Origin of the sequence: Uliginosibacterium gangwonense DSM 18521 (assembly GCF_000373965.1) — a bacterium.
Classification (GTDB): Bacteria; Pseudomonadota; Gammaproteobacteria; order Burkholderiales; family Rhodocyclaceae; genus Uliginosibacterium; species Uliginosibacterium gangwonense.
This window is the reverse complement of sequence record NZ_KB892837.1, coordinates 103,646-125,594: the sequence shown is the minus strand read 5'-3', so window position 1 is coordinate 125,594 and position 21,949 is coordinate 103,646. Positions and strand designations below refer to the sequence as shown.

At 55.7% G+C, this 21,949-nt stretch carries 18 protein-coding genes and 2 tRNA genes; 10 read left to right on the top strand and 10 right to left on the bottom strand.

Annotated elements, in window-relative coordinates:
* Positions 1-39 precede the first annotated feature (39 nt).
* Together B145_RS24710 and yccS are read right to left on the bottom strand one after the other, a co-directional pair.
* Positions 40-2,124 carry a DEAD/DEAH box helicase gene (locus B145_RS24710; RefSeq protein WP_018606235.1) on the bottom strand — a complete coding sequence of 695 codons (2,085 nt, stop codon included), beginning with the start codon at positions 2,122-2,124 and terminating at the stop codon, positions 40-42.
* 46 nt (positions 2,125-2,170) lie between these two features.
* The gene (yccS, locus tag B145_RS24705) at positions 2,171-4,345 is read right to left on the bottom strand and encodes a YccS family putative transporter (RefSeq protein WP_018606234.1); all 2,175 of its coding nucleotides are present in this window, start codon (positions 4,343-4,345) and stop codon (positions 2,171-2,173) included.
* Between the two features lie 301 nt (positions 4,346-4,646).
* Here yccS and B145_RS0107105 point away from each other — a divergent pair, with 301 nt between their 5' ends.
* Entirely contained in the window at positions 4,647-5,945 is a 1,299-nt protein-coding gene (locus B145_RS0107105) for a GGDEF domain-containing protein (RefSeq protein ID WP_018606233.1), read from the top strand.
* Here the strand turns inward: B145_RS0107105 and B145_RS24700 are convergent.
* On the bottom strand, positions 5,927-6,808 hold the full coding sequence (locus B145_RS24700; RefSeq protein ID WP_018606232.1) for a LysR substrate-binding domain-containing protein: 882 nt from the start codon (positions 6,806-6,808) through the stop codon (positions 5,927-5,929). The two genes, B145_RS0107105 and B145_RS24700, sit on opposite strands and share 19 nt — an antisense overlap.
* 94 nt (positions 6,809-6,902) lie before the next feature.
* Between B145_RS24700 and B145_RS0107095 the strand changes: the two genes are divergently transcribed.
* The gene (locus B145_RS0107095; protein WP_157288305.1) at positions 6,903-7,907 is read left to right on the top strand and encodes a YeiH family protein; all 1,005 of its coding nucleotides are present in this window, start codon (positions 6,903-6,905) and stop codon (positions 7,905-7,907) included.
* An 85-nt stretch (positions 7,908-7,992) separates the two neighbouring features.
* On the opposite strand, the gene B145_RS0107090 is transcribed toward B145_RS0107095, so the two are convergent.
* The 3 genes from B145_RS0107090 to B145_RS24695 all read right to left on the bottom strand — a co-directional run bounded on the left by B145_RS0107090 (position 7,993) and on the right by B145_RS24695 (position 10,989).
* Entirely contained in the window at positions 7,993-9,786 is a 1,794-nt protein-coding gene (locus tag B145_RS0107090; RefSeq protein WP_018606230.1) for a glutamine--tRNA ligase/YqeY domain fusion protein, read from the bottom strand.
* Between the two features lie 91 nt (positions 9,787-9,877).
* The gene (locus B145_RS0107085; protein WP_018606229.1) at positions 9,878-10,576 is read right to left on the bottom strand and encodes an LrgB family protein; all 699 of its coding nucleotides are present in this window, start codon (positions 10,574-10,576) and stop codon (positions 9,878-9,880) included.
* Complete coding sequence (locus tag B145_RS24695; RefSeq protein ID WP_033406524.1) at positions 10,573-10,989, bottom strand: CidA/LrgA family protein; 417 nt, start codon at positions 10,987-10,989, stop codon at positions 10,573-10,575. Before B145_RS24695 ends, B145_RS0107085 begins: the two co-directional genes overlap by 4 nt.
* Before the next feature lie 242 nt (positions 10,990-11,231).
* On the opposite strand from B145_RS24695, the gene tadA reads away from it, so the two are divergent.
* Complete coding sequence (gene tadA, locus B145_RS0107075; protein ID WP_018606227.1) at positions 11,232-11,702, top strand: tRNA adenosine(34) deaminase TadA; 471 nt, start codon at positions 11,232-11,234, stop codon at positions 11,700-11,702.
* A gap of 5 nt (positions 11,703-11,707) precedes the next feature.
* On the opposite strand, the gene ygfZ is transcribed toward tadA, so the two are convergent.
* Positions 11,708-12,760 (bottom strand): CAF17-like 4Fe-4S cluster assembly/insertion protein YgfZ, encoded by a 1,053-nt coding sequence (gene ygfZ, locus B145_RS0107070; protein ID WP_018606226.1) that lies wholly within the window; start codon positions 12,758-12,760, stop codon positions 11,708-11,710.
* Positions 12,761-12,911: 151 nt separating this feature from the next.
* Here ygfZ and mltG point away from each other — a divergent pair, with 151 nt between their 5' ends.
* From mltG to B145_RS0107035, 7 genes are all read left to right on the top strand, one after another.
* Positions 12,912-13,913, top strand: a complete 1,002-nt coding sequence (gene mltG, locus B145_RS0107065) for an endolytic transglycosylase MltG (protein WP_026258913.1) — start codon at positions 12,912-12,914, stop codon at positions 13,911-13,913.
* Entirely contained in the window at positions 13,910-14,545 is a 636-nt protein-coding gene (tmk, locus tag B145_RS0107060; protein ID WP_018606224.1) for a dTMP kinase, read from the top strand. Before mltG ends, tmk begins: the two co-directional genes overlap by 4 nt.
* Positions 14,542-15,603 carry a DNA polymerase III subunit delta' gene (gene holB, locus B145_RS0107055; RefSeq protein ID WP_018606223.1) on the top strand — a complete coding sequence of 354 codons (1,062 nt, stop codon included), beginning with the start codon at positions 14,542-14,544 and terminating at the stop codon, positions 15,601-15,603. Before tmk ends, holB begins: the two co-directional genes overlap by 4 nt.
* A 186-nt stretch (positions 15,604-15,789) precedes the next feature.
* The gene (locus B145_RS0107050) at positions 15,790-16,062 is read left to right on the top strand and encodes an HU family DNA-binding protein (protein WP_026258911.1); all 273 of its coding nucleotides are present in this window, start codon (positions 15,790-15,792) and stop codon (positions 16,060-16,062) included.
* Positions 16,063-16,098: 36 nt separating this feature from the next.
* A tRNA-Val gene (locus tag B145_RS0107045) sits at positions 16,099-16,174 on the top strand.
* A gap of 29 nt (positions 16,175-16,203) precedes the next feature.
* Positions 16,204-16,280 (top strand) — tRNA-Asp (locus B145_RS0107040).
* Positions 16,281-16,345: 65 nt separating this feature from the next.
* Positions 16,346-18,268, top strand: coding sequence for a SurA N-terminal domain-containing protein (locus tag B145_RS0107035; protein WP_026258910.1), 1,923 nt, complete (start codon positions 16,346-16,348; stop codon positions 18,266-18,268).
* Between the two features lie 164 nt (positions 18,269-18,432).
* On the opposite strand, the gene uxaC is transcribed toward B145_RS0107035, so the two are convergent.
* From uxaC to uxuA, 3 genes are all read right to left on the bottom strand, one after another.
* Complete coding sequence (gene uxaC / locus B145_RS0107030; RefSeq protein ID WP_018606220.1) at positions 18,433-19,833, bottom strand: glucuronate isomerase; 1,401 nt, start codon at positions 19,831-19,833, stop codon at positions 18,433-18,435.
* Positions 19,834-19,989: 156 nt separating this feature from the next.
* On the bottom strand, positions 19,990-20,856 hold the full coding sequence (locus B145_RS0107025; protein WP_018606218.1) for an SDR family oxidoreductase: 867 nt from the start codon (positions 20,854-20,856) through the stop codon (positions 19,990-19,992).
* The gene (gene uxuA, locus B145_RS0107020) at positions 20,853-21,923 is read right to left on the bottom strand and encodes a mannonate dehydratase (protein WP_018606216.1); all 1,071 of its coding nucleotides are present in this window, start codon (positions 21,921-21,923) and stop codon (positions 20,853-20,855) included. Before uxuA ends, B145_RS0107025 begins: the two co-directional genes overlap by 4 nt.
* Positions 21,924-21,949 lie beyond the last annotated feature (26 nt).

Genomic DNA, 21,949 nt, shown 5'->3' with positions numbered 1-21,949 from the left:
GCGGGCGGGTGCAGTAAAGTGTGCTTCTCAAGTGTTTGTTCAGTGCCCTCGTTTGCCAGTCTTGGCAGGCTTGCTTCCAGCGAAGCGAGATGGGCCGGTAGAGGCAGGGCGGGGTGGGGCTTTGCGATCGGCAAAGCCGCGTTTCAGCGGGGCGTCACCGTGGCGTGGGGTGTCCCGTTCGGTGCGGGTTTCATCCTTGTGCCAACTGGGCCGGTCCTGGGTGCTGCGTTCACGCTCACTTGAATAAGGTGGTTTGGTGCTGGCGCGTGGGGGTGTTGGCGCATCCTCCCTACGGTTACGCGATTCATACGGCTTCTTGTAGGGGCGATCAGAGAAGCCGTTACCTGTAGAGCGTTCACGTTCGTGTCTGTCATTGCGGTCTGCATGTGCAGGTTTGGCAAAACGTCCGTCACGATCACCGCCACGCCCGCGTGCTTCATCGCCTTCCCCTGTAAGGGCCAGGCGGATATTGATAGGGATTTGCCGTACCCGGGTGGATTTGAGGAAGTTGAGCAATTCAGCAGGTAGCTCCGGCAATTCCACCGTACTATACGTATCAAAGAGGTTGATCTGCCCGATGTTGCGACCTTCTATGCCGCCTTCATTAGCAATGGCGCCTACGATTTCCTTTGGTGTGGCGCCATGCTCACGGCCTACTTCAATGCGATAGCGTTGCATGCCGCTGTTGACGAAGTCTCGCCGCTTGGTGAGGATCTCATCGCGGTTTTCACGGCGGGGGCGTTCGTGGGCGGGTGGAGAAACGGGGGCGGTTGCCAGATCCCAACCCTTGCCACCTTCCTCCAGTTGGAGCGGGCGTTCGCGTTGTAACAGGTAAGCCAGCGCTGCGGCAATCTCTGCGGTATCCAAGCTCTTTTCGGTGGCCAGTTGATCAACGACTTCGGCAAAAAAGTCGAGTTGGTTGTCTTCCAGTGCTTCGATGGCTTCTGCAACTTGCTGCTTGAATTGGGTGATGCGCCGGTCGGCTACGGCTTCCTTGCTGGGCAGTGAAATCTGTTCAATGGGTTGGCGTGTGGCACGCTCAATGGCTCTGAGCATGCCTGTTTCGCGGGGAGCTACGAACAGGATGGCCGTGCCCTGGCGACCTGCGCGACCGGTGCGGCCGATACGGTGCACATAGGCCTCGGTGTCATACGGAATGTCATAGTTGATGACGTGACTGACGCGGGCAACGTCGATACCACGGGCGGCAACATCGGTGGCGACCACAATGTCGAGGGAGCCTGTTTTGAGTTGCTCAATTACCCGTTCGCGCAATGCCTGGTTCATATCTCCGTTCAGTGCAGCAACTGCATAGCCACGGGCTTCCAGTTTGTCTGCCAACTCGGTGGTGGCAGTCTTGGTGCGCACGAAGATGAGGGCGGCATCAAAGTCTTCTTCTACTTCCAGGATACGGGTGAGCGCATCCAGTTTATGGACGCCTCGCACGGCCCAGTAACGCTGGCGGATGGTGGCGACCGTAGTGGTGGCGGCTTTGATCTTGATTTCCTGCGGTTCGCGCATGTGTTGCCGCGCAACGCGACGGATGGGCTCTGGCATGGTTGCCGAGAAGAGCGCGGTCTGGCGTTCGGCCGGGATGTGCTCAAGAATCCAGTCCACATCATCGATAAAGCCCATGCGCAGCATTTCGTCGGCTTCATCCAGTACCAGGGCCTGGAGCCCGTCAAGTTGCAGGCTTTCGCGCTCAATGTGATCCATCACGCGGCCCGGTGTGCCGACAATGACCTGTGCGCCACGGTTGAGCTGGCGCAACTGCACGACCATGCTTTGCCCACCGTACAGGGGCAGCACATGGAAATCGCGCAGGTATTTGGCATAGCGCTGGAAGGCTTCTGCAACCTGGATGGCCAGCTCACGCGTGGGGGTCAGCACCAATACCTGCGGTTTGCGCAAGTTGGGATTCAGGCGTTCGAGCAAAGGCAGCGCGAAGGCGGCCGTTTTGCCGGTCCCCGTTTGTGCTTCGCCCAGAAGATCGTGCCCGGCAAGCAAAAGCGGAATACAAGCGGCCTGGATGGGGGAGGGGGTTTCGTAGCCTACATCTGCCAGTGCGGTCAGCAGCGGGGCAGAGAGGTTAAGAGATGCGAAATTGTCGACTGTGTCGGTCATGGTATAGGGGGCTAAAGAATAGCGTTATGGGATGAGCTTGTCAGGCTCAGTCCTGGTGTTTTGGGGTTGCTTCCCGAGCGAAGGCAGAAGCGAGTTCGGCCAGCTCTGGCAAGAGTTGTTCGATGACACGGAGTTGGCGCATCAAACGTCTTTCTACGGGGTTTGCAGATGCTTGCGCGGACCTCGCTTCGGGTATCGGCTCGAAGTCGGTGATCTGCGTGCAGGCATGGGAATCCAGTGCGTTGGCAATCCCTTGGAGACTAGCACGAATATGGCGCTCGGTCGCAGTGATTTGTGCATCCTGTTGCCAATTCTCAATGCGTTCTCTGTGTGCGCCCAGCGCAGAGATGTAGCCAAGCAGAGAGTGGCCGGCGTGGAGGAAGCGTAGCGTGGCCTCCGGGGCCATGCGGTATCGCCCAGGCTCTGCAAGCATGGTGGAGAGTGTGGTGGAAAGTTCTGCATCGGCATTGTGTGCATCCCGTCGCGCTACGCGGTAAGGAAGATCATCACGCTTGCCTTCGCGGTATTGGCAGAGAACTTCGCCAAGGTAGATGTCTGCCAGCTTGATGGAGCGCGCCATGGCATGATGGATGTGCTTGCCTTGCCAGTCGGGCAGAATGAACGCAGCCGCTGCGGCCGCCAGTGCGCTACCAATCAGCGTATCGACGAGTCGCGGCAGGATGAGCGCATAGCTGCTGCCAAACTGGTTGAAGCAGATCATTACCAACACAGTGATGCAGGCCGTGGCAAGCATGTAGCGATTGGCCCGGAAGACAAAGAACGCCACACCGCTGACCAACAGTAGCGCAAGCTGGGCAAGGTGGTGAGGGAAAGCCGATATGAAAAGACTGGCGGCACAGAGCCCCAATAGTGTTCCGCCGATGCGCTGCCCCAGGCGTTGCCAGGTGGTGCTGAAGTTGGGCTGGCAGACAAACACGGTGGTCAGGATCACCCAGTAGCCTTGTGGCAGTGAGAAGGCATGCAAAAGTCCATAACCGGCTGCCAGGGCAACTGCCAAGCGTACACCGTGGCGGAAACGTTTGGACGGTGGAGAAACCTGTTCGCGCAGTCGTTGCCAGATTTCCGCCAGTGTTTTCGGGTTGTAGTCACGCAGCGTATTGTCCTGCACGATATCTATGTTGCTTGACATAGCGGCTTTGGCAAGCAGGGTGCCAATCGTGCTGATGTTCCGGCACAAATCCGCCAGGGAGTCGAGCAGGCCAGTATCGCAGGGGGCGTTTTGGGTTTGGAGATAGGTGAGTGCCAGTCCCAACTCCTGGCGTGCTGCGTTTTCATACTGGCTGCCTGCATAGGGGCTGCTGCTCAGGATTGCTTCTGCAAGGCGCTTGCAGCATTCCGCCTGGGCGCGCATCAAATGCTGGCAGCGAAACAGGATGTCACTGCGGGCAAAGGCTTTGGCCAAGGCATCATACGGATAGTGAGCGGAACTCGTTCGCTCATGAATTTCTTGTGCCAGAAAATACCAATGCAGCAGTGATTGGCTGCCACGCGCGGGATGCTTTCCTTGCGCCCAGAGCAAGAGGATTTCGCGCGCACGATTCATTAGCCCTACCAGGCGCCCATTTTGTGCGGCCAAAGCCAGCCGCTGGGTGTTGATGTCTCGCCCCGCGATAGGTTCCAGCAGATCGGCCTTCAGTTCTAGATAGATGGCAAGCGAATCAAACACTTGGGCGATGACCTGGCGTGCAGGACGCAAACCAAATATCGCAGAAGCCAGCAGGGAGATGCAGCCATACCAACTGGCTCCAGCCAACAGTACGAGAGGATCTTGCCAGAATTGCGTTGGGAACGACCCATGTTGGCTTAGGCCAAGCATGGTGTAGACAGCCAGGATGATCGCCGCGACGGAAATCGTTGCATAGCGTTCCCCCAGCGCACCAAGCATCACAAACCCCAGCGTAGAGATGCCCAGGCCCAGTACGAATAACCAGGGATGGGGAAAGAGCAGGCGTACAGAAAAGGCGGCAATGGCAAAACATGCCAGTGTGACCAGCAGCGCCTGCAAGCGTCCAACAAAGCGATCAGGGGTTTCTGCTAATGCGCAGGCGATGACCCCCAGCAAGAGACCCACCAACCACTGCTCCAAATCAGTGACGAAGTAAAAGACAAGAACCCCTGCGAAAGCCAATGCGACTTTCAGGCTGTCGAGCGCTTTATCGTGCAACCAGGCACGGCGGAGAAACCCAGGTTCTGTATTCATGGCTTGGGGCACTGGGCAATTACCGGGGAGAAATCAGGCGGGAAAGCTGGGTAGATCGGGAACATTGTCCAATTATAGGGGCTTTGTGATGATTTACCCGATCCATAGGTCGATTTCCACGATTTTCAAGCCATAGGAGGTGGTTATTCCCTTTGGTCAGCTTGTTTTTACCTGCCGCAGGGCTATGACATATTGATAGACGCTATTTTTTGTTGATGGCGATGCGGGCTGAAACCCGGGTCCGCAAATGAAGAGTTGGCAATTTTGAGGAAGACCACGATTCGTTCCTGACTGAGCCCCTATGCCCATTACCGTTGATGCGCGTACTATTTTGCTGGTTCACGGGCTTTTGCTGATGTCAGCCTGCCCCGCATTCATTATTGCCTCACGAATGATGCGTCAATTTGGCGCTTTGTCGCTGTGGGCCATTTCATGTGCAATCCAGGGGTTGGGGCTGTTGCTGATTGCAATGCGGGGGCATTGGGACCCTTTGTTGAGCGTTGTATTGGCAAACATATTGTTGCTGGCGGGTTCTGCCATGCTGCCTCATGCCATTGCACTGGATTTGGGGGTGAGGCTGCGGCGGGGCGTGCTTGCCGGGGTGGTTTGTCTTGGCATGGCGCTGTTTGTGTTTGCATATTACTGGCACGATACGTCGTTACGCATTTTCATCAGCTCCGGTGTGATTGCGTTCATGTTGTTGTGGGGCGGGCACATCGTCTGGTTGTATCTTCAGCGTTCAGACGCGTTGCCCATGGTGTGGGGCATTCTCCTGCCGTTTGTTTTGCTCGGCACAGCGTTGGCAGTCGCTGCGCTGCGGAGCTTGTTTCAATGGGTCTTCATGCCGCCAGTGATTGAATCGTATCTGGGCGCCTCGTTCTTGCAGGACTTTTCGCCCCATAGTGTGGTGCACCTGCTATGCATGCTCTCCACTACCTGCATCTATTTCAGTGTGATCATTACGATTGCGATGCGTCTGCATCGTGACCTTGAACATTTGGCGCACCATGATCCGCTCACGGGCCTGCTCAACCGCTACATGTTTTTTGATGTAGCCTCCCAAATGGTGGCCTTGCAGGCGCGTTCCCAGCAAAGTTCGGTTCTGCTGTTCCTGGATCTGGACTATTTCAAGCAGGTCAATGATGTGCATGGACATGCGGCCGGGGATGCGGTACTGCGGAATTTCTCAGATGTCTTGCGTGATCAGTTGAGGCTATCGGATGTGGTGGGACGGTATGGTGGTGAGGAGTTTTGCGTGTTGTTGCCCAACTCGTCTTTGTCACACGGTATCCAGACCGCAGACCGCCTGGGGGCGATGACGCGTGCCATCAACATGGCTTGGCAAGATACAACGATTGCGGTGACCGTCAGTATTGGTGTCGCGTTCAGTGAGCATTCAGAAGAAGGCCTGGAATCGATGATCATGCGGGCGGATGCGGCCTTGTATCAGGCCAAGCGCAGCGGACGCAACAAGGTCATTGTTGCACCAGCAGAAATTGCGATGCCTGCGCCGGAGTCAGCACAAGCGCCTGTGGAAAAACCGATGCGCTTGATGCCGGAAGGCGCTTTTAAAGTGGGGCGTCACTTTTCATCAAGCTGAACGCCACAGGTTTCGAAAATGGCCCGAATACCTTTGCCAGGGTATTTCTCGCAATGCATACCGATTTGTAATTCCCTGGGCATGGACATGCCCCTGACCTGGATCGGTGCGAGTTCGCCGCGATGAAAGGATTCCTCCAACTCCAATTCCGATAGGCATCCAATGCCCAGGCCCGCACGCACACATTGGCGGATGGCTTCGGGCTGCTCTAGTTCCAGGCTGATGTTCGGATGCACGCCATGTTGAAGGCAGGCCCATTCTAGGACTTCACGCGTACCGGAACCATGTTCGCGCACAATCCAGGGAACAGTTTCCAGCTCACAGGGCGAAATCTCACCTTGGGTGAGGGGATGCCCTGGGGGGGCGAACAGCAGGAGATGGTCTTGCCGCCAGGTAAAGCGCTGGATTGTTTTGCTGTGAACCGGGCCCTCTATAAAACCCAGGTCGATACGAAACGCCAGAAGCTGCTCAATCACCTGCTCTGTATTGAATCGGGAGACGCGAATCCTGCTCTCTGGATAGTCTTGCTTGATCTTTGCAATGACGGCAGGCAGTAAATGATTGCCAATGGTAACGCTGGCGCCAAGGTGTAGATCGAACCCTGAGTTTTGTGCAATCGTCTCAATCTCGTGTGCCCGGTCCAGCACGTCTTGAGCACGCGCCAGAATCAGGCGCCCCATGTCGTTGAGGATAAGTTGGCGGCCAATCCGGTCAAACAATGTGGTGTTGAGTTGTCGTTCCAGATCCGCAAGTGCCATGCTGGCGGCGGCCTGCGTCATGGCAATGTGTTCGGCTGCGCGCGTCACGCCGCCGTGGTTGGCAATGGCCGTGAAAACCTCAAGTTGCCGCAGGCTTATTTTCATCAGTAGAAGTGATTTAATGTATATGAAATATATGTTTTACTGATTATAGCTCGGCATTTACGCTCGTCCCTATTGTTTTTGTGGGAATTTGATCATGCGTATGTGGCGAGAGACTTATCCGGGGCTGGTTTGGGTTGCTGCGTTTGGCATCTTGGCGACTGTTTTGGCCCAAGCTGGTTTGGCGAAGCACGGTTTGAGTGCGCTGACCTTGGCGATCATCCTGGGGGTTGTATTCGGCAACTGTTTTCCGATGTTTTTTGCGCAGACCAAGTATGAGGTAGGCGTGCAACTGGCGCAAAAACGCTTTTTGCGTATTGGCGTGGCGCTCTACGGCTTTAATCTCAGCGCCCAGCAGATCGTTCAGTTGGGGGTTTCTGGCTTGGGAGTCGACGTATTGATGGTGTGCTCAACGCTAGGATTGGGTTGGGTGGTCGGGCGCTATGTGCTTGGGATGGATCGTGAAACAACACTGCTGACTGCGGCGGGGAGTGCAATCTGTGGTGCAGCGGCGGTGGTTGCCACGGTTCCCGTGCTGGATGACAAAGATAAGCCGGTGGCCGGTAAAGCCGCAGCAGCAGTTGCAACAGTGGTGTTGTTTGGAACGCTTGCCATGTTGGTCTACCCCTTGCTCTATGCATGGTTAGGAGGAAACCGGGTGGATTTCGGGATCTATGTGGGCTCAACCGTGCATGAGGTCGCCCAGGTTGTTGCCATTGGCAGCATCATCGGTGACGATACCGCGCATGCCGCTGTAATTGCCAAGATGATCCGGGTCATGCTGCTGGTGCCTTTTCTGTTGGCAAGCAGTGCGCTTTTCCGTTCTCGGGAGGCCAAGGGGCGGGCGATCAGCATACCTTGGTTTGCGGTGATGTTCGTTGTTTTTGCCGGAATGAATTCGACCTCGTTGATTCCGATGCCTGTTGTGGCCGGGCTGCGGCAATTGGGGACTTGGCTGCTGACCGGGGCAATGGCCGCACTGGGGCTGAAAACCACCCTGGCCCAGATACGCTCAGGCGGCCTGCGGCCATTTCTTCTCGGTTTTTTTCTCTTCTGCCATCTGGTTATCGTTGGGCGTTTGATCAATAACTGGTTGGTCTGATCGCATGGAAACATAACCGCCACACACAAAAAATCCTGCCCGCAGGCAGGATTTTGTGATGTCAGCACCCGCTTACGCGTATGGCCTATTTTCCCCAGCTATCCTTGAGGGTGGTGGTACGGTTGAAGATGATCTTGCCATCCTTGCCGTGATCCTTGCGATCCGCCACGAAGTAGCCATGTCGCTCGAACTGGAAGCTGGTCCCTGGGGCAGCGCTGCCCAGGCTTGGTTCAACCCAGGTCTGGATGACGCGCTTGGAATTGGGGTTCAAGGCATCCAGGAAATTGCGCCCGCCTGCATCGGGGTGTGCTTCGGTAAACAGCCGATCGTACAAGCGGATTTCAGCGGCCACCCCTTCGCTGGCGGAAACCCAGGTGATTACCCCCTTGACCTTGACGCTATCGGCCCCTGGCGTGCCACTCTTGGTGTCTGGCACGATCTCGGCAAGCACGGTTTCGATTTTGCCGGAAGCATCTTTCTCACAGCCCGTACACTTGATGACGTAGCCGTATTTCAGGCGTGACATGTTGCCGGGGTAGAGGCGGTGGTAGCCCTTGGGCGGCACTTCCATGAAATCTTCGCGCTCAATCCAGAGTTCGGGAGTGAGGTTGAACTGACGGCGGCCCATTTCTTCGTGATGCGGATGGACGGGGGCCGAACAGGGTTCAATGTGGCCTGCGCCAAAGAGCGCATCCCAGTTCGTGAGTTTGAGTTTGAGCGGATCAAGCACCGCCATGGCGCGTGCAGCCTTGTTGTCCAGATCGTCGCGCAGCGCACCTTCGAGAACCGAGTAATCGATCCAGGTATCGCCCTTGGAAACTCCAATGCGTTCACAGAACAGTTGGATGGCTTCCGGGGTATAACCACGGCGGCGCATCCCGACAATGGTCGGCATGCGCGGATCATCCCAGCCATCTACATGCTTTTCGGTTACCAATTGCATCAGCTTGCGCTTGCTGGTGATCACATAGGTGAGGTTCAGGCGTGCAAATTCAATCTGGCGGGGCAGCGGGTCGGCAAACATGCCTGCGTCACGCAGTTGCGCCAACAACCAATCGTAGAACGGACGTTGATCTTCAAATTCCAGCGTGCAGATGGAGTGAGTGATGCGCTCCAGCGCGTCTTCAATCGGGTGGGCGAAGGTGTACATCGGGTAGATGCACCACTTGTTGCCCGTATTGTGATGCTCATCGAATTTGATGCGATAGATGGCCGGGTCGCGCAGGTTGATGTTGGGGGAGGCCATGTCGACCTTGGCGCGCAACACCATGCTGCCTTCGGTATGCTTGCCATCGCGCATCTCGCGGAACAGGCGCAGGTTTTCTTCGGCGGAGCGATCACGCCAGGGGGAGTTTTTGCCTGCTTCTGTCAGGGTGCCGCGATTGGCACGCATCTCATCAGCCGTTTGCTGATCCACATAGGCCAGATTGCGCTCAATCAGCAACTCTGCCGCGTGGTACATGAAGTCGAAATAGTTGCTGGCGTGGAACAGGTGCGATGTGCCGTTTGCGTCCCAGGAGAAACCCAGCCACTGGATGGCATCAAGAATGGAGTCGACGTACTCCTGATCCTCTTTCTCCGGGTTGGTGTCGTCAAAGCGCATGTGGCAGACACCACCGAAATCACGCGCCAAGCCAAAATTCAGGCAGATGCTCTTGGCGTGGCCAACGTGCAGGTAGCCGTTCGGTTCCGGTGGAAAACGGGTACGGATCTTTGCCGGGTCTGGCTGGCTAGCCGCATGGAGACTGGCTTCCCCGGCAATCCCAGCCCAACCGCGCCCCACAAATTTGTCGGCAGCCAGGTCGGCTTCAATAATATTCTTAAGAAAATTGGTGGTTTGCGCTGCTCCGGCAGCAGTCTTTTCGTTGTTTGCGCTCACAGGCCACTCGATGAAGGATTCAGAAGATCATCGCATTTTAGCCTTCATGAGCGCTTTTCGGTGAGATCCTTGTACAGATGGTCTTTCTTTATTACACCAAGGGGGCCAAAAATGGCGCCAACAAGACCATCAGCACCCCGGCAATGATCATCGTCAGGCTGGAAATCACCCCCTCTTCGGGGTCGCGCTGGTGCGCTGTTGCAGTGCCTACCGCGTGAGCACCGGCGCCGAAGAGTGCACCTCGCGCCAATACTTCGCTACGCAGGGGAAGCCAGCCAAGAATCCACTCGCCCAGAATCATGCCAACAATGCCCGTGATCACCACGCAGATGGCCGCGATGTCCGCTTGTCCCCCCAGTTGCGGGGCGGCGATGATGGCAAATGGCGTGCTGATTGAGCGCACGGTGAGGCTGCGCTCGATTGCGTCTGGCAAACCAATCATGCGGCAAAGCAGCACCGTGCTGACTACCGCGATAGTCATACCAACCACAACGCCTACACATATCGGCAGCCAATGGCGACGCATGATCTGCCGGTAGTCAAAAATAGGGATGGCAAACGCCACCGTCGCCGGGCCAAGCATGGCAGATAGCCAATGGCTCTGTGAAGCGTAGCTGGCGTAAGGCACACGGGCGACCAGTAGGGTGATGATCAACACGATGGGGACGACAATCATCGGGGAGAGCAGGATATGCGGGCGCTGACCATGTACATGGCGCATGGCTGCATAGAGCAGAACTGTCAGGGCAAGCCAGAAAAGGCCGACGAGAAGCGTGACAGGCGTGTTCATACGTTTTCTCCTTCCTGCGTGTTCGATTTGCGCAAACGCCGCTCCAGGCGCCATGCCATATCCACGGCAATTGCCGTGCCCACCATCACGCAGGCGGTACTGGCGACGATCACAAACAAGATGCCCAGTCCATGCTGCTTCATCAAATCGGGGTATTGGATGATGGCAACAAAAACGGGGACGAAGAACAGCAGCATCTCGCGCAATAACCAAGTGGCACCACTTGCCACCCATTCCCGGCGCAGAAGTCCCAAGCCTAGCAAGACCAGGGCAATGATGATGCCAAGGATGCCTGCTGGCACGCTATGCAACCAGCGACTACTGAGCCAGGTGGCAAGAAACCAGATGGCTGTGATTAAACCAATCTGCCAAAGAGTTTGGAGAAAGCGATGTATTGCGGGAGGGAGAGACATGGGCGCAGCGGGAGGGAGAAACTAAGGCGTGATTTTACTACCTCTTTGGGCTGAAGCCATGAAAAGTAAACGTTTGAAACACAATAAGCGGATTTTCTTTGCTTTTCTGATGAAAGAATCGTTTGCGCCTGGATTTTGCAAAGTTGTTTATGTCAGCTTGCTGAAGACGATAAAATCGGGTTTTTGATCACTTCTCGCCACGGTGTGAACGGTGGGTGAAGCATGGCGTAACTGGAGGATGGATGACCGAGCGGGACGAGTATTTCATGCGTGAGGCGCTGCAATTGGCGCGCGAAGCAGCGAGCATTGGAGAAGTTCCGGTTGGTGCGCTGGTGGTGTTTGAGGAGCAGATCGTGGGGCGCGGCTTCAATCATCCGATCGGGCTGCATGATCCCACTTCACACGCCGAAATCATGGCATTGCGCGACGCAGCCTGCACCCTGGGCAACTACCGTTTGCCCGGTTGTACCTTATATGTGACCCTGGAACCCTGTGTGATGTGTTCTGGCGCCATCTTTCACGCGCGGATTGCCCGCGTGGTGTTTGGCGCACGCGATCCGAAGACCGGAGCAGCAGGCAGTGCGATTGATTTATATGCCGAGAGTCACCTCAATCACCATGCGGTGATTGAGGGGGGCGTTTTGGCGGATGAATGCGCGCAGTTGCTATCCAGCTTCTTTTCTGCGCGACGTAGCCGTACTTTGCTGGCTTGATCGCTTCAATCAATCGAGTAGGGCAGGGCACCGAGCGTCAGGCGTAAGCCAGCAGCGCTTCCGAGGTGGATTTCACCGGCCTCCTGAGCGCTCATCTGCACTACGATTAGCAAATCTGATCCGCCCTGAGGCGCTGGGCAGACTGTCACAACCTTGCCACAGGATTGTTCACCAAACACGGGCGCATAGAGATCCTGCCCAGGTGTGGGTGCCGCCGCGTCATCCAGATGCGCTAGGTACATGCGTTTTTTGAGTTTGCCCAGGTATTGGGTGCGGGCCACGATTTCCTGACCGGGGTAGCAGCCTTTCTGGAAGTTCACGCCTCCCAGCAACTCATAATTGAGCATCTGGGCAATGAACTCCTCCTGAATCGCCTTGGTGACCCAAGGAATGCCTGCCAGGACATCTTCACGAATCCATGCCGCGGTACCAACAGCATGAGTGGCTGGGGTGTTGAGCAGTTTTTGCCAGAGCCCAGAGACCTGCTCTGTAGCGTTCACCAGCAGGTAGCGGTTTGTGGCGCCAGCTTGCGGGATGCTGATGACGCCCATCCCATCACTTGTGGCGTTCCCTGTGCCATTGGCCGGGGCAATCAGGCCTGCTTGGCTCAGCACTTCAGAGGCTTGCGCTCCAAACAGACCGCTAAGTAGCACGGTGCTGGAGGCATCGCTGACCTTGACCTTGGCCCGCAGCACGTACATCGATAGCTTCTTGGCTATTTCTGCCACCAATTCTGCCGCCAGTATCAGCGTAAAACCGTTGTCTTTCCGCCAGACCAGAAAGTTGGCCAGCATCCGCCCTTTGGCGCTGTTTAGGCTGCTCCAGTGGATGCCACCACCCGGCATTTTCTTGACATCATTGGAGGTGAGATTGTGTAAAAACGCTGCGGCCTCCTCGCCTTCAACATGCAGAGCGCCCAAGTGTGGCAGAGGGCACAGCACTGCTGCCTGCAGGCGGGTTGTTGCCTCCTCTATACTGGAGAAGCCTGGCAGGGTGGGATCGGCAAGAGATGGGGCAAGGTTCTGCGAGGCAAGCAAGTGAGACCAGGCGGAGTGCATGTGCAAAGATCCTTTCATTGGGGTTCTGCCCGACGGTTGTCCAATAATGGTCTGGGCCTATTCATGTTTCCGTTATTATAAGGCGCCTGAACGGCCAGGGTTGGCTGTTCACCTATCCATTTTCCAGGCTTTTGGTGGTTTGACCGGCTACATGATTCGAACGATTTCACGTTTTATCAAATTGCTGATACTGCTGGGCTTCGTGCTGGCAGGCACATTTGTCTATTATGCGACCCAGCCTTTGGGCCTCAGGCACTCTCCCATTGATTTTGATATCGCACCGGGGGATAGCATGCGCGTTGTCTCGCAGCGTGTGGCCGAGGCTGGCGTGAAGGTGTGGCCCCCTTTGCTGACCTGGACTGCGCGGTTCAGTGGGCATTCGGTCAGGGTCAAAGCCGGAAGCTACCGCATTGAGCAAGACCTGAGTCTGTGGGAACTGGTGGAGTTGCTCTCCACCGGGTCAAATTCCTACACAGACATCACCATTGTAGAGGGGTGGAACTTTGCCCATTTGCGCGCGGCGATGGATGCCAACCCGGATTTGCGCCACGACACTCTTGGCCTCAGCGATAATGAGTTGATGAACCGCTTGGGGCTGGCGCCCCAGCGGCCCGAGGGACTGTTCTTCCCGGATACCTATAGCTTTGCACGTGGCGGCAGCGATACCGAGCTGCTCAAGCGTGCCTACCAACGCATGGCGGCGATTCTGGATCGGGAGTGGCAGGCGCGCAACAGCAATCTGCCCGTGAAGTCGCCCTATGAAGCGCTCACCCTGGCTTCGGTGGTTGAAAAGGAGACGGGCAAGGCGGAAGATCGCCCCCTGATTGCTTCGGTTTTCGTCAATCGTCTCAAGATCAAGATGCCTTTGCAGAGCGACCCCACCGTCATCTATGGCATGGGCCCGAATTTTGATGGCAACCTGCATAAGCGGGATCTGCAGGCCGACACGCCATTCAATACCTATACGCGTCCAGGGCTGCCTCCCACCCCGATTTCTTTGCCTGGGGTGGCTGCATTAAGGGCAAGTCTGCAACCACGGGAATCGAACTATCTGTATTTTGTGGCCAGGGGAGATGGTTCAAGCAAATTTTCCCGCACATTGGAAGAACATAACAGTGCAGTAATGCAGTATCAGAAAGCCGGCAAGAAATGAGTCAACACCTAAGCAATAGATCAGGACGTTTCATCACCTTCGAAGGCATTGATGGCGCAGGCAAAAGTTCGCAGATTGAAGCGGCTGCTGATTGGGCCAAGAGTGCCGGATGGGAGGTCGTGCGCACCCGTGAGCCGGGGGGCACGCCCTTGGGCGAAAAGCTACGCGAATTGTTGCTGCATGAGCCCATGCACCTTGAGACCGAAGCCCTGCTGATGTTTGCTGCCCGCCGGGAGCATCTGGCGGAAGTGATTGAGCCTGCGCTGGCGCGTGGAGCCTTTGTGCTGTGCGACAGGTTCAGTGACGCGACTTATGCCTACCAGCACGGCGGCAGAGGTTTGAGTGAGGCCAAGTTCAAAGCCTTGGAGCATTGGGTGCATCCAGTGTTGCAACCGGATCTGACGTTTCTTTTTGATGTTGCGCCAGAAGTCGCAGCAGCGCGCCTTGCCGCAGGACGTGACAAGGCAGACAAATTCGAGCGCGAGCAGGCCGATTTCTTCAAGAAAGTGCGCGGTGCCTACCTGATGCGGGCCGCTGCTTCGCATGGCCGGATTGTGGTGGTTGATGCGGGCTCGCCGATTGAGAGTGTCTGTGAGGCTGTATTGAATTGTCTGCGGGAACGCTTCGCATGAGTCAGCACGCTTTGCCCGAGTGGTTGATCTCTTTGTGGCAGGACATAACGGCCCGTCGGGATCGCCTGCCGCACGCCTTGTTGCTCACAGGTGCCCCTGGTAGTGGCAAGCGTCTGTTTGCCGAACAGCTATGCGCTGCATTGCTCTGCCAGCACCCCGATTCAGACGGATTTGCCTGCGGTCAGTGCAATGCCTGTCATTGGTTGGCATCAGGCAACCACCCTGATGTACTCCGGGTGGTGCCCGCTGCGGATCAGGAAGAAGCGGGTGAAGAAGGCGAGGGGGCTGAGACGCCCACCAAGAAAGAGAAAAGCCGCTCCAGCCAGATTGTGATTGATCAGGTGCGTGCCATTCAGAGCGTGCTGGAAGTGGGGGCAGGCGGGCGACGGGTGGTGATTGTTGAGCCTGCCGAAGCCATGAATGTTGCGGCCGCCAATGCGATGCTGAAAATGCTGGAAGAGCCTGGGCAGGGCACGGTATTCCTGTTGGTCTGTCACGCTCCGAGGCGCCTGTTGCCCACAATTCTCAGTCGTTGCCAGAGAATTGACTTTGGGCGTCCAAGTGCTGCACAGGTCAAAAACTGGGTGGCGGGGTGTGGAATCAAGGATGCCGAAGCTTTGCTAGGTTTTTGTAGTGGGCTGCCCTTGTTGGTTGAACGCATGCATCAGCAAGGTCTGGATGAGGCGCGCCGCCAGTTCGCTACGGAGTTGGTGCGTTTGCCGAATTCAGACCCGCTGAAACTGGCCGCACAGTGGGAAACACGCCTTAAAGCCAAAGATGCCGACGAACGGGGGTTGAGCCTCGCGCTGCTGATTTCTTGGATACAGCGTTGGCTGGCGGATGGTGCCCGGGTGGCCAATGGCATTGCGCCACGTTTCTATTTGGACTACCAAACAGAATTGGCTGCACTGAGTAATGGGCGTAGCGAGGCATGGACAGCGTGTTTCCGCGAATTTCATACTTATCGTGGCGTAGCACAGCATCCGCTCAACCTGCGTCTTTTTCTTGAAGAAATGCTCTTGGTTTTGCATCGCCGCACTACTGTGGTGCGGCGATGATGGTCAACAAGGGCATAGACAGCCATATTTCTGATGACCACTTGTGAGAAGCGGCTTGACCAAGCGTAAGGGGCTTGTTATAAAACTTCCCGCAGCCAAGCACACGTGCAGTACGCGTCCGGGCGGCGCCAGCTTTGATGCATGGCAATCCGTCCATTCGAGAACAGTCACTTTGAGGGGGTTGTTGTGAATAAGTCTGAACTTATTGAAGTCATTGCGAAACAAGCCGAAGTTTCCAAGGCGGCAGCAGGCCGCGCGCTGGATGCAACCATTGCTGCCATCACTCAGTCCCTGAAGAAGAATCAGGACGTGACGCTGGTTGGTTTTGGTACCTTTACTGTGGGTAAACGTGCCGCTCGTACAGGGCGCAATCCGCGTACAGGGGACGCAATCAAGATCAAGGCCGCAAAAGTTCCTAAATTTCGCCCTGGTAAAGCTTTAAAAGATGCGGTAAACTAACCGTCTTTGCTGAACGCAGTAAGTGTTCTGGTGAGTGGGTGCTTAGCTCAGTTGGTAGAGCGTCGCCCTTACAAGGCGAATGTCGGCGGTTCGAGCCCGTCAGCACCCACCAAGACTTTATTGCGTTACTTCAGAAAGCGCGGAGTGGTAGTTCAGTCGGTTAGAATACCGGCCTGTCACGCCGGGGGTCGCGGGTTCGAGTCCCGTCCACTCCGCCAGTAATTCGACAAGGCGAACGTAAGTTCGCCTTTTGTTTTTTTCGGATCTCTATTCTTGGACCATTATGTTTGACGTCGTTCGAAACAATCCCAAGATCGCACAGCTTATTCTGGCTGTGATCACGGTTCCTTTTGCGTTTGTCGGCATTGAGGCCTATATCCGTAACGGCAGCGGTGGTGCCGATACGGTTGCCAAGGTTGGCAAGCAGGAAATCACCCAGGCTGAATTCACCAACGCCTTGCGGCAGCAAATTGATCGCATGCGCGAGCAGCAAGGTGCGGCGTTTGACAGTGCCACGGCGGATTCCCCTGTATTTCGTTCCAGTGTGTTGGAAAGCCTGATCAATCAGCGCTTGCTGGATATAGCCATCAAAGATGGGCAACTGGCCATTTCTGATGCTTACCTCCAGGATATGATCAAGTCCAGTCCGGAGTTCCAGGAAAACGGCCAATTTTCCATGCGGATGTATCAATTGGCGGTCGAGCAGAAGGGCATGACGCCCCAGATGTTTGAAGCCCAGCAACGTGGTGAAATTCAGAAAGCCGCGTTGAGCTTTTCTCTGACCGAGTCGACCAAGATGCCTGCGGTGCTCGCCTCCCATTGGCTGGCGCTGATGCAAGAGGAGCGCACGGTGTCTGCCTGGCGCCTTGATGCCAAGAGCAAGGCGGCGGATGTCAAGCTTGCTGCAGATGCGGCTAAGAAGTATTACGACGCCAATCTGAAGCGTTTTGAACAGCCCGAGCAGGTCAAGCTGGAGTATGTTGTACTTAGCGCGGATGACTTGAGCGCCCAGGCCCAGGTGACGGAAGAAGACGCGCGTAAGTGGTATGAAGAGTACAAGAAGACGGGCGACTTCGCGAAGGACAAGCGTTTTTCCGTGCCGGAAAAACGCCATGCCAGCCAAATCCTGGTGCAGATACCTGAAGGTGCCAAGGATGATGTAAAGGCTGCAGCCAAGAAGAAGGCGGAGGATCTGCTGGCCAAGATCAAAGCAGCTCCGGGTAAGTTTGCTGTGATCGCCAAGGAATCCTCTGACGACAAGCCCACCGCCGAAAAGGGCGGTGATATGGGCTTTGTGGGCCGTGACGAAACCGTCAAGCCCTTTGAGGATGCGCTGTTCAAACTCAAACCCAAGGAAATTTCGGGGCTGGTGGAAAGCCAATATGGCTATCACATCATCATGCTCAATGAGGTTCAGGGTGGGAGCGTGAAGTCGTTTGACGAAGCCAAGAGCGATGCTTTGGCTGAGGTTCGCCATCAGGCGGCTGTCAAGCGCTATGCAGAGCTGGGGAGCGACTTTGGCAGCATGGTGTACGAACAACCGGATGGCCTCAAGCCCATTGCAGACAAACTCGGTTTGAAGCTGCAAACGACCGATTGGCTGACAGCTGCAAGCTTGCCGCAAGGCGTGCTGTCGACACCCAAGGTTCGTGCGATGATCTTCTCCGCTGAGGCGATCAAGGAAAAGCGCAATTCCGAGGCCATCGACCTGGGGCATGATTCTGTGCTCTCCTTCCGTGTGGTGGATAGCAAGCCAGCACGTACCAAGACCTTTGACGAAGTGAAGGCTGAAGCCGAAGCCTCTGCCAAGCTTGCAGAAGCCGCCAAACAAACCAAAGTGGATGGTGAGGCAACTGTAGCCAAATTGAAGGCAGGTACTGCGGTGGATGCCAAGTGGTCGCCATCGCAAGCTGTTCAGCGTATGGGTGAAATGTCCAAGGATGTGCGCAAGGCCATCTTTGGTGTTCCAGCCAAACAGCTTCCTGCGTATGTTGGTGTTGCAGATGAAGATGGCTACACCGTCTTCCGGGTCGAAAAAGTTACGGAAGCCAAAGCAGAAGCTAATGATCCGCGCCTGAAGCAGATATCCAGCGGCTATGCCACGGCTTTGGGGCGTGAAGATTTGCGAGCCTACCTACAGGCCCTGCGTAATAAAGTCGGCGTCAAGATCAACGAAGACAAGCTCAACGCAAAGTCTGGGCAATAATTCTTCGTCAGTGTCTGCGTGATATGAAGGAGGCTCAAATCGAGCCTCCTTTTCTTTTGCGCACGCGGCTCTAGCCTAAAAATAACAGATTCGTAAACGAAGTTCCGGCCCCAAAGCCGTGCTTTGGGGCCGGAAAAGTTTGTTTTCAGCTTGCTGTTTGGTGTTTAGAACGCAAAGTAGCGTTCTGCATTGCCATAACAGATGCCTTCCACAATCTTCTTGAGTTGTGCCCAGTCTTGCGGATACTCGCCATTTTCCACCCAGCAACCAATCAGGTTGCAGAGGATGCGGCGGAAGTATTCGTGACGCGTGTAGGACAAAAAGCTACGTGAATCAGTTAGCATGCCGATGAAGGCGCCCAGGTTGCCCAGTTGAGACAGCGCGGTGAGTTGGCGCGTCATGCCATCCTTCTGATCCAGGAACCACCAGCCCGAGCCGAATTGCATCTTGCCCATGACCTTGCCGTCCTGATAGTTGCCGATCATGGTGGCCAGCACTTCATTGTGGATCGGGTTCAGGTTGTACATGATGGTCTTGGGCAGCAGATCGTCGCCATCCAGGGTATCCAGGAAGCGGGCGATCTTGGCCGAAATCAGATCATCCGCAATGGAATCCCAGCCAGTATCCGGGCCCATTTTGTTGAACATGCGGGTGTTGTTGTTACGCTGTGCGCCGATGTGCAACTGCATGGCCCAACCGCGCTTGGCGTATTCGCGGCCCAGATGCAGCATTACGCCCGTCTTGAACTTCTCGACATCTTCCTTGGCGATGACTTCATTGCTCATTGCACGCGCAAGAATTGAAGACAGCTCGGTTTCGGAAGCCGAGGCGAAGAAGGCCAGATCGATAGCGTGGTCGGAAACCTTACAGCCGTGGGCCGCAAAATAGTCCAGACGTGCGGAGAGTGCCTTGGTCAGGTCGGCAAAACCGTTGATGGCGATGCCAGACACAGTGGCGAGCTTGCGGATGTAATCCTGGAAGCCCGCGCGGTCGATGTTGAAAGCCTTGTCCGGGCGGAACGTCGGCAGTACCTTGACAGCAAAGCCATCAGCGGCGATAGCCTTGTGCTGGGCCAGATCATCCACGGGATCATCCGTGGTACAGACCACTTTCACGTTCGAGCGCACCATCAGCCCGCGTGCGGAGAGTTCCGGCTTGCCGATCTGGGCGTTACAGGTTTCCCAGAGTTCATCCGCAGTCGCTGCGCTGACCAGGGTCTTGGTGCCAAAATAACGTTGCAGTTCCAGGTGGCTCCAGTGGTAGAGGGGATTGCCTACGCCCAAGGGAAGCACTTGGCAGAATTTGCGGAATTTTTCCTGATCGGGTTGGTTCCCGGTCATGAAATCTTCGGTCACGCCCGAAGAACGCATGAAGCGCCACTTGTAGTGGTCGCCACCCAGCCAGATTTCGGTGATGTTGCGGAATTGCTTGTTCTGCGCGATCTGTTCGGGTGGCAGATGGCAGTGGTAATCAATGATGGGTTGCCCGGCGGCGTATTCGTGATACAGCTTTTGTGCGGTGGCGGATTCGAGTAGAAAGTTCTCATCCATGAAAGTCTTGGCCATGCATGTCTCCTATGTATCGGCCACCGCGCCACGGCAGGGCCTTAGAGCAAAATAGAAATGGGCCACCTCAGGGAGAATGGCCGCTGACAGGTTTTGTCAGACGAATTGTAGTTCCGAACCCAAAAGTTCGGCAATGTGTCTGACAACTTTGTTTGCTCAAACACCCGAATAGGCGGAAAAACCTCCATCGACGGCAATGATGGAGCCGGTCACAAATCCAGATGCCTTGGATTCAACCAGCCAGAGCAAGGCGCCAATCAATTCGTCTGCTTCGCCAAAGCGGCGCATGGGGGTCTGGGCAATTACCTTCTGCGCACGAGGTGTGAAGCTGCCATCGTCTTGCAACATCAACTTCTGGTTTTGCTCAGTGATGAAAAATCCGGGCGCAATGGCATTCACACGAATGCCTGATTGCCCCAGGTGCACAGCCAACCATTGCGTGAAATTGCTGACCGCAGCCTTGGCACCACTGTAGGCCGCAACCTTGGTGAGCGGACGGAAGGCACTCATCGAGGAAATGTTGATGATGGTGCAACCTTTGCGGCCCAGCATCTGGCGCGCAAACACCTGACTGGGGAGTAGGGTGCCCATCAGGTTGAGGTCGAATACGAATTTGAACCCTTCCGAATCCAGATCAAAAAAGCTTGTCTGTGACGGTTCTTTGCCCGCCGTTTCTGCATCAAAGTATTCCTGGCCGGTAATCCCCTTAGGGTGATTGCCGCCAGCTCCATTGATGAGGATGTCACAGGGGCCGAAGGTTTCCTCGATCAGTTTGGCGCTATTTTCCAATGCCGCACGATCAAGCACGTTGCAGGAAATCCCCTTGGCGACTCCCCCGCTTGCCTGGATTTGTGTGGCGAGTGCTTCTGCCTTGGCGAGATCCCGCCCAATGATAACTACCTTCGCCCCGCAGGCGGCAAGGGACTTGCACATGGCAGAGCCCAGCACACCAGCGCCGCCGGTGACAACAGCTACCTTGCCTGTGAGATCGATCTGAAAGGGGAGGGAATACGGTTGGCTCATACGGATGCTTTCTGGTCAAGATTCGAAGGCGCGAACTTTGTGATGGCTTCCCAAAGTCCGTTCAAATACACCGCGCCCAAGGCACGGTCATAGAGGCCATAACCGGGTTTGCCGGTTTCACCCCAGATCATGCGGCCATGGTCAGGCCGAACATAACCTTCAAATCCTACATCATGATAAGCCCGGAGAATTTCAGCCATGTCTAATGAACCTGTACAAGACAGGTGGGCCGATTCATGGAAGGAGCCATCTTCTTTGACGGCTACGTTGCGCAGATGCGCAAACGGGATACGGCCCATGCCACCGAATTCCCGTACCAGGGAGACAATGTTGTTGCACAGGTCTGCACCGAGCGAACCTGAGCACAGAGTGATTCCGTTTGCAGGCAGGTCGACGATTTTCACCAGTCGGGCCAGATCGTCCCGATTCTTGATGATACGGGGCAGGCCAAAGATGGGGCGTGGGGGATCATCAGGGTGCATCCCCATGCGCACACCGGCTTCCTGTGCAACCGGAATGACGGCCTTAAGGAAGTATTCCAGATTATTCCAAAGGGTTTCTTCATCAACATTCTTGTAGTCGTCCAGTATCTTGCGCAATTCTTCTGGCTTGTAGCTGGCATCCCAACCTGGAAGGGAAATCCCCTTGTCTGGGTCGATGTGCGAGACAGCTTCTGCATCGAAAGCCAGGGTGAAGGAGCCATCCGGTAGTTGTTTGGCCAATTCGGTGCGCGTCCAGTCAAACACCGGCATGAAGTTGTAGCAAATCACCTTGATGCCAATTGCGGCACAGTTACGGATGCTTTGCTGGTAATTGGCAATCAGGCGATCCCGACTGGGTTTACCGAGCTTGATATCCTCGTGCACCGGGATGCTTTCCACCACCTCGAACTTCAGCCCGGTTTTTTCAATTCTGGCTTTGAGCGCTTGGAGCTTGTCCACTGGCCAGATTTCGCCAACGGGAACATCGTAGATGGCCGAGACGATGCCATCTACCCCAGGAATTTGGCGAATGTATTCAAGGCTGACTGGATCATTTTCGCCGTACCACCGGAAAGTCATTTTCATGCTACAAACTCCTCCATGGGGAAATA

Bases quoted from the DNA above. Each gene is read 5' to 3' on its own strand.
- tadA (WP_018606227.1), top strand. From the start codon at position 11,232: ATGACCGAGCGGGACGAGTATTTCATGCGTGAGGCGCTGCAATTGGCG.
- yccS (WP_018606234.1), bottom strand. From the start codon at position 4,345: ATGAATACAGAACCTGGGTTTCTCCGCCGTGCCTGGTTGCACGATAAA.
- B145_RS0107085 (WP_018606229.1), bottom strand. From the start codon at position 10,576: ATGAACACGCCTGTCACGCTTCTCGTCGGCCTTTTCTGGCTTGCCCTG.
- ygfZ (WP_018606226.1), bottom strand. From the start codon at position 12,760: ATGCACTCCGCCTGGTCTCACTTGCTTGCCTCGCAGAACCTTGCCCCA.
- uxuA (WP_018606216.1), bottom strand. From the start codon at position 21,923: ATGAAAATGACTTTCCGGTGGTACGGCGAAAATGATCCAGTCAGCCTT.
- holB (WP_018606223.1), top strand. From the start codon at position 14,542: ATGAGTCAGCACGCTTTGCCCGAGTGGTTGATCTCTTTGTGGCAGGAC.
- uxaC (WP_018606220.1), bottom strand. From the start codon at position 19,833: ATGGCCAAGACTTTCATGGATGAGAACTTTCTACTCGAATCCGCCACC.
- B145_RS24710 (WP_018606235.1), bottom strand. From the start codon at position 2,124: ATGACCGACACAGTCGACAATTTCGCATCTCTTAACCTCTCTGCCCCG.
- B145_RS0107095 (WP_157288305.1), top strand. From the start codon at position 6,903: ATGCGTATGTGGCGAGAGACTTATCCGGGGCTGGTTTGGGTTGCTGCG.
- B145_RS24700 (WP_018606232.1), bottom strand. From the start codon at position 6,808: ATGAAAATAAGCCTGCGGCAACTTGAGGTTTTCACGGCCATTGCCAAC.
- mltG (WP_026258913.1), top strand. From the start codon at position 12,912: ATGATTCGAACGATTTCACGTTTTATCAAATTGCTGATACTGCTGGGC.
- tmk (WP_018606224.1), top strand. From the start codon at position 13,910: ATGAGTCAACACCTAAGCAATAGATCAGGACGTTTCATCACCTTCGAA.
- B145_RS0107105 (WP_018606233.1), top strand. From the start codon at position 4,647: ATGCCCATTACCGTTGATGCGCGTACTATTTTGCTGGTTCACGGGCTT.
- B145_RS0107025 (WP_018606218.1), bottom strand. From the start codon at position 20,856: ATGAGCCAACCGTATTCCCTCCCCTTTCAGATCGATCTCACAGGCAAG.
- B145_RS0107035 (WP_026258910.1), top strand. From the start codon at position 16,346: ATGTTTGACGTCGTTCGAAACAATCCCAAGATCGCACAGCTTATTCTG.
- B145_RS24695 (WP_033406524.1), bottom strand. From the start codon at position 10,989: ATGTCTCTCCCTCCCGCAATACATCGCTTTCTCCAAACTCTTTGGCAG.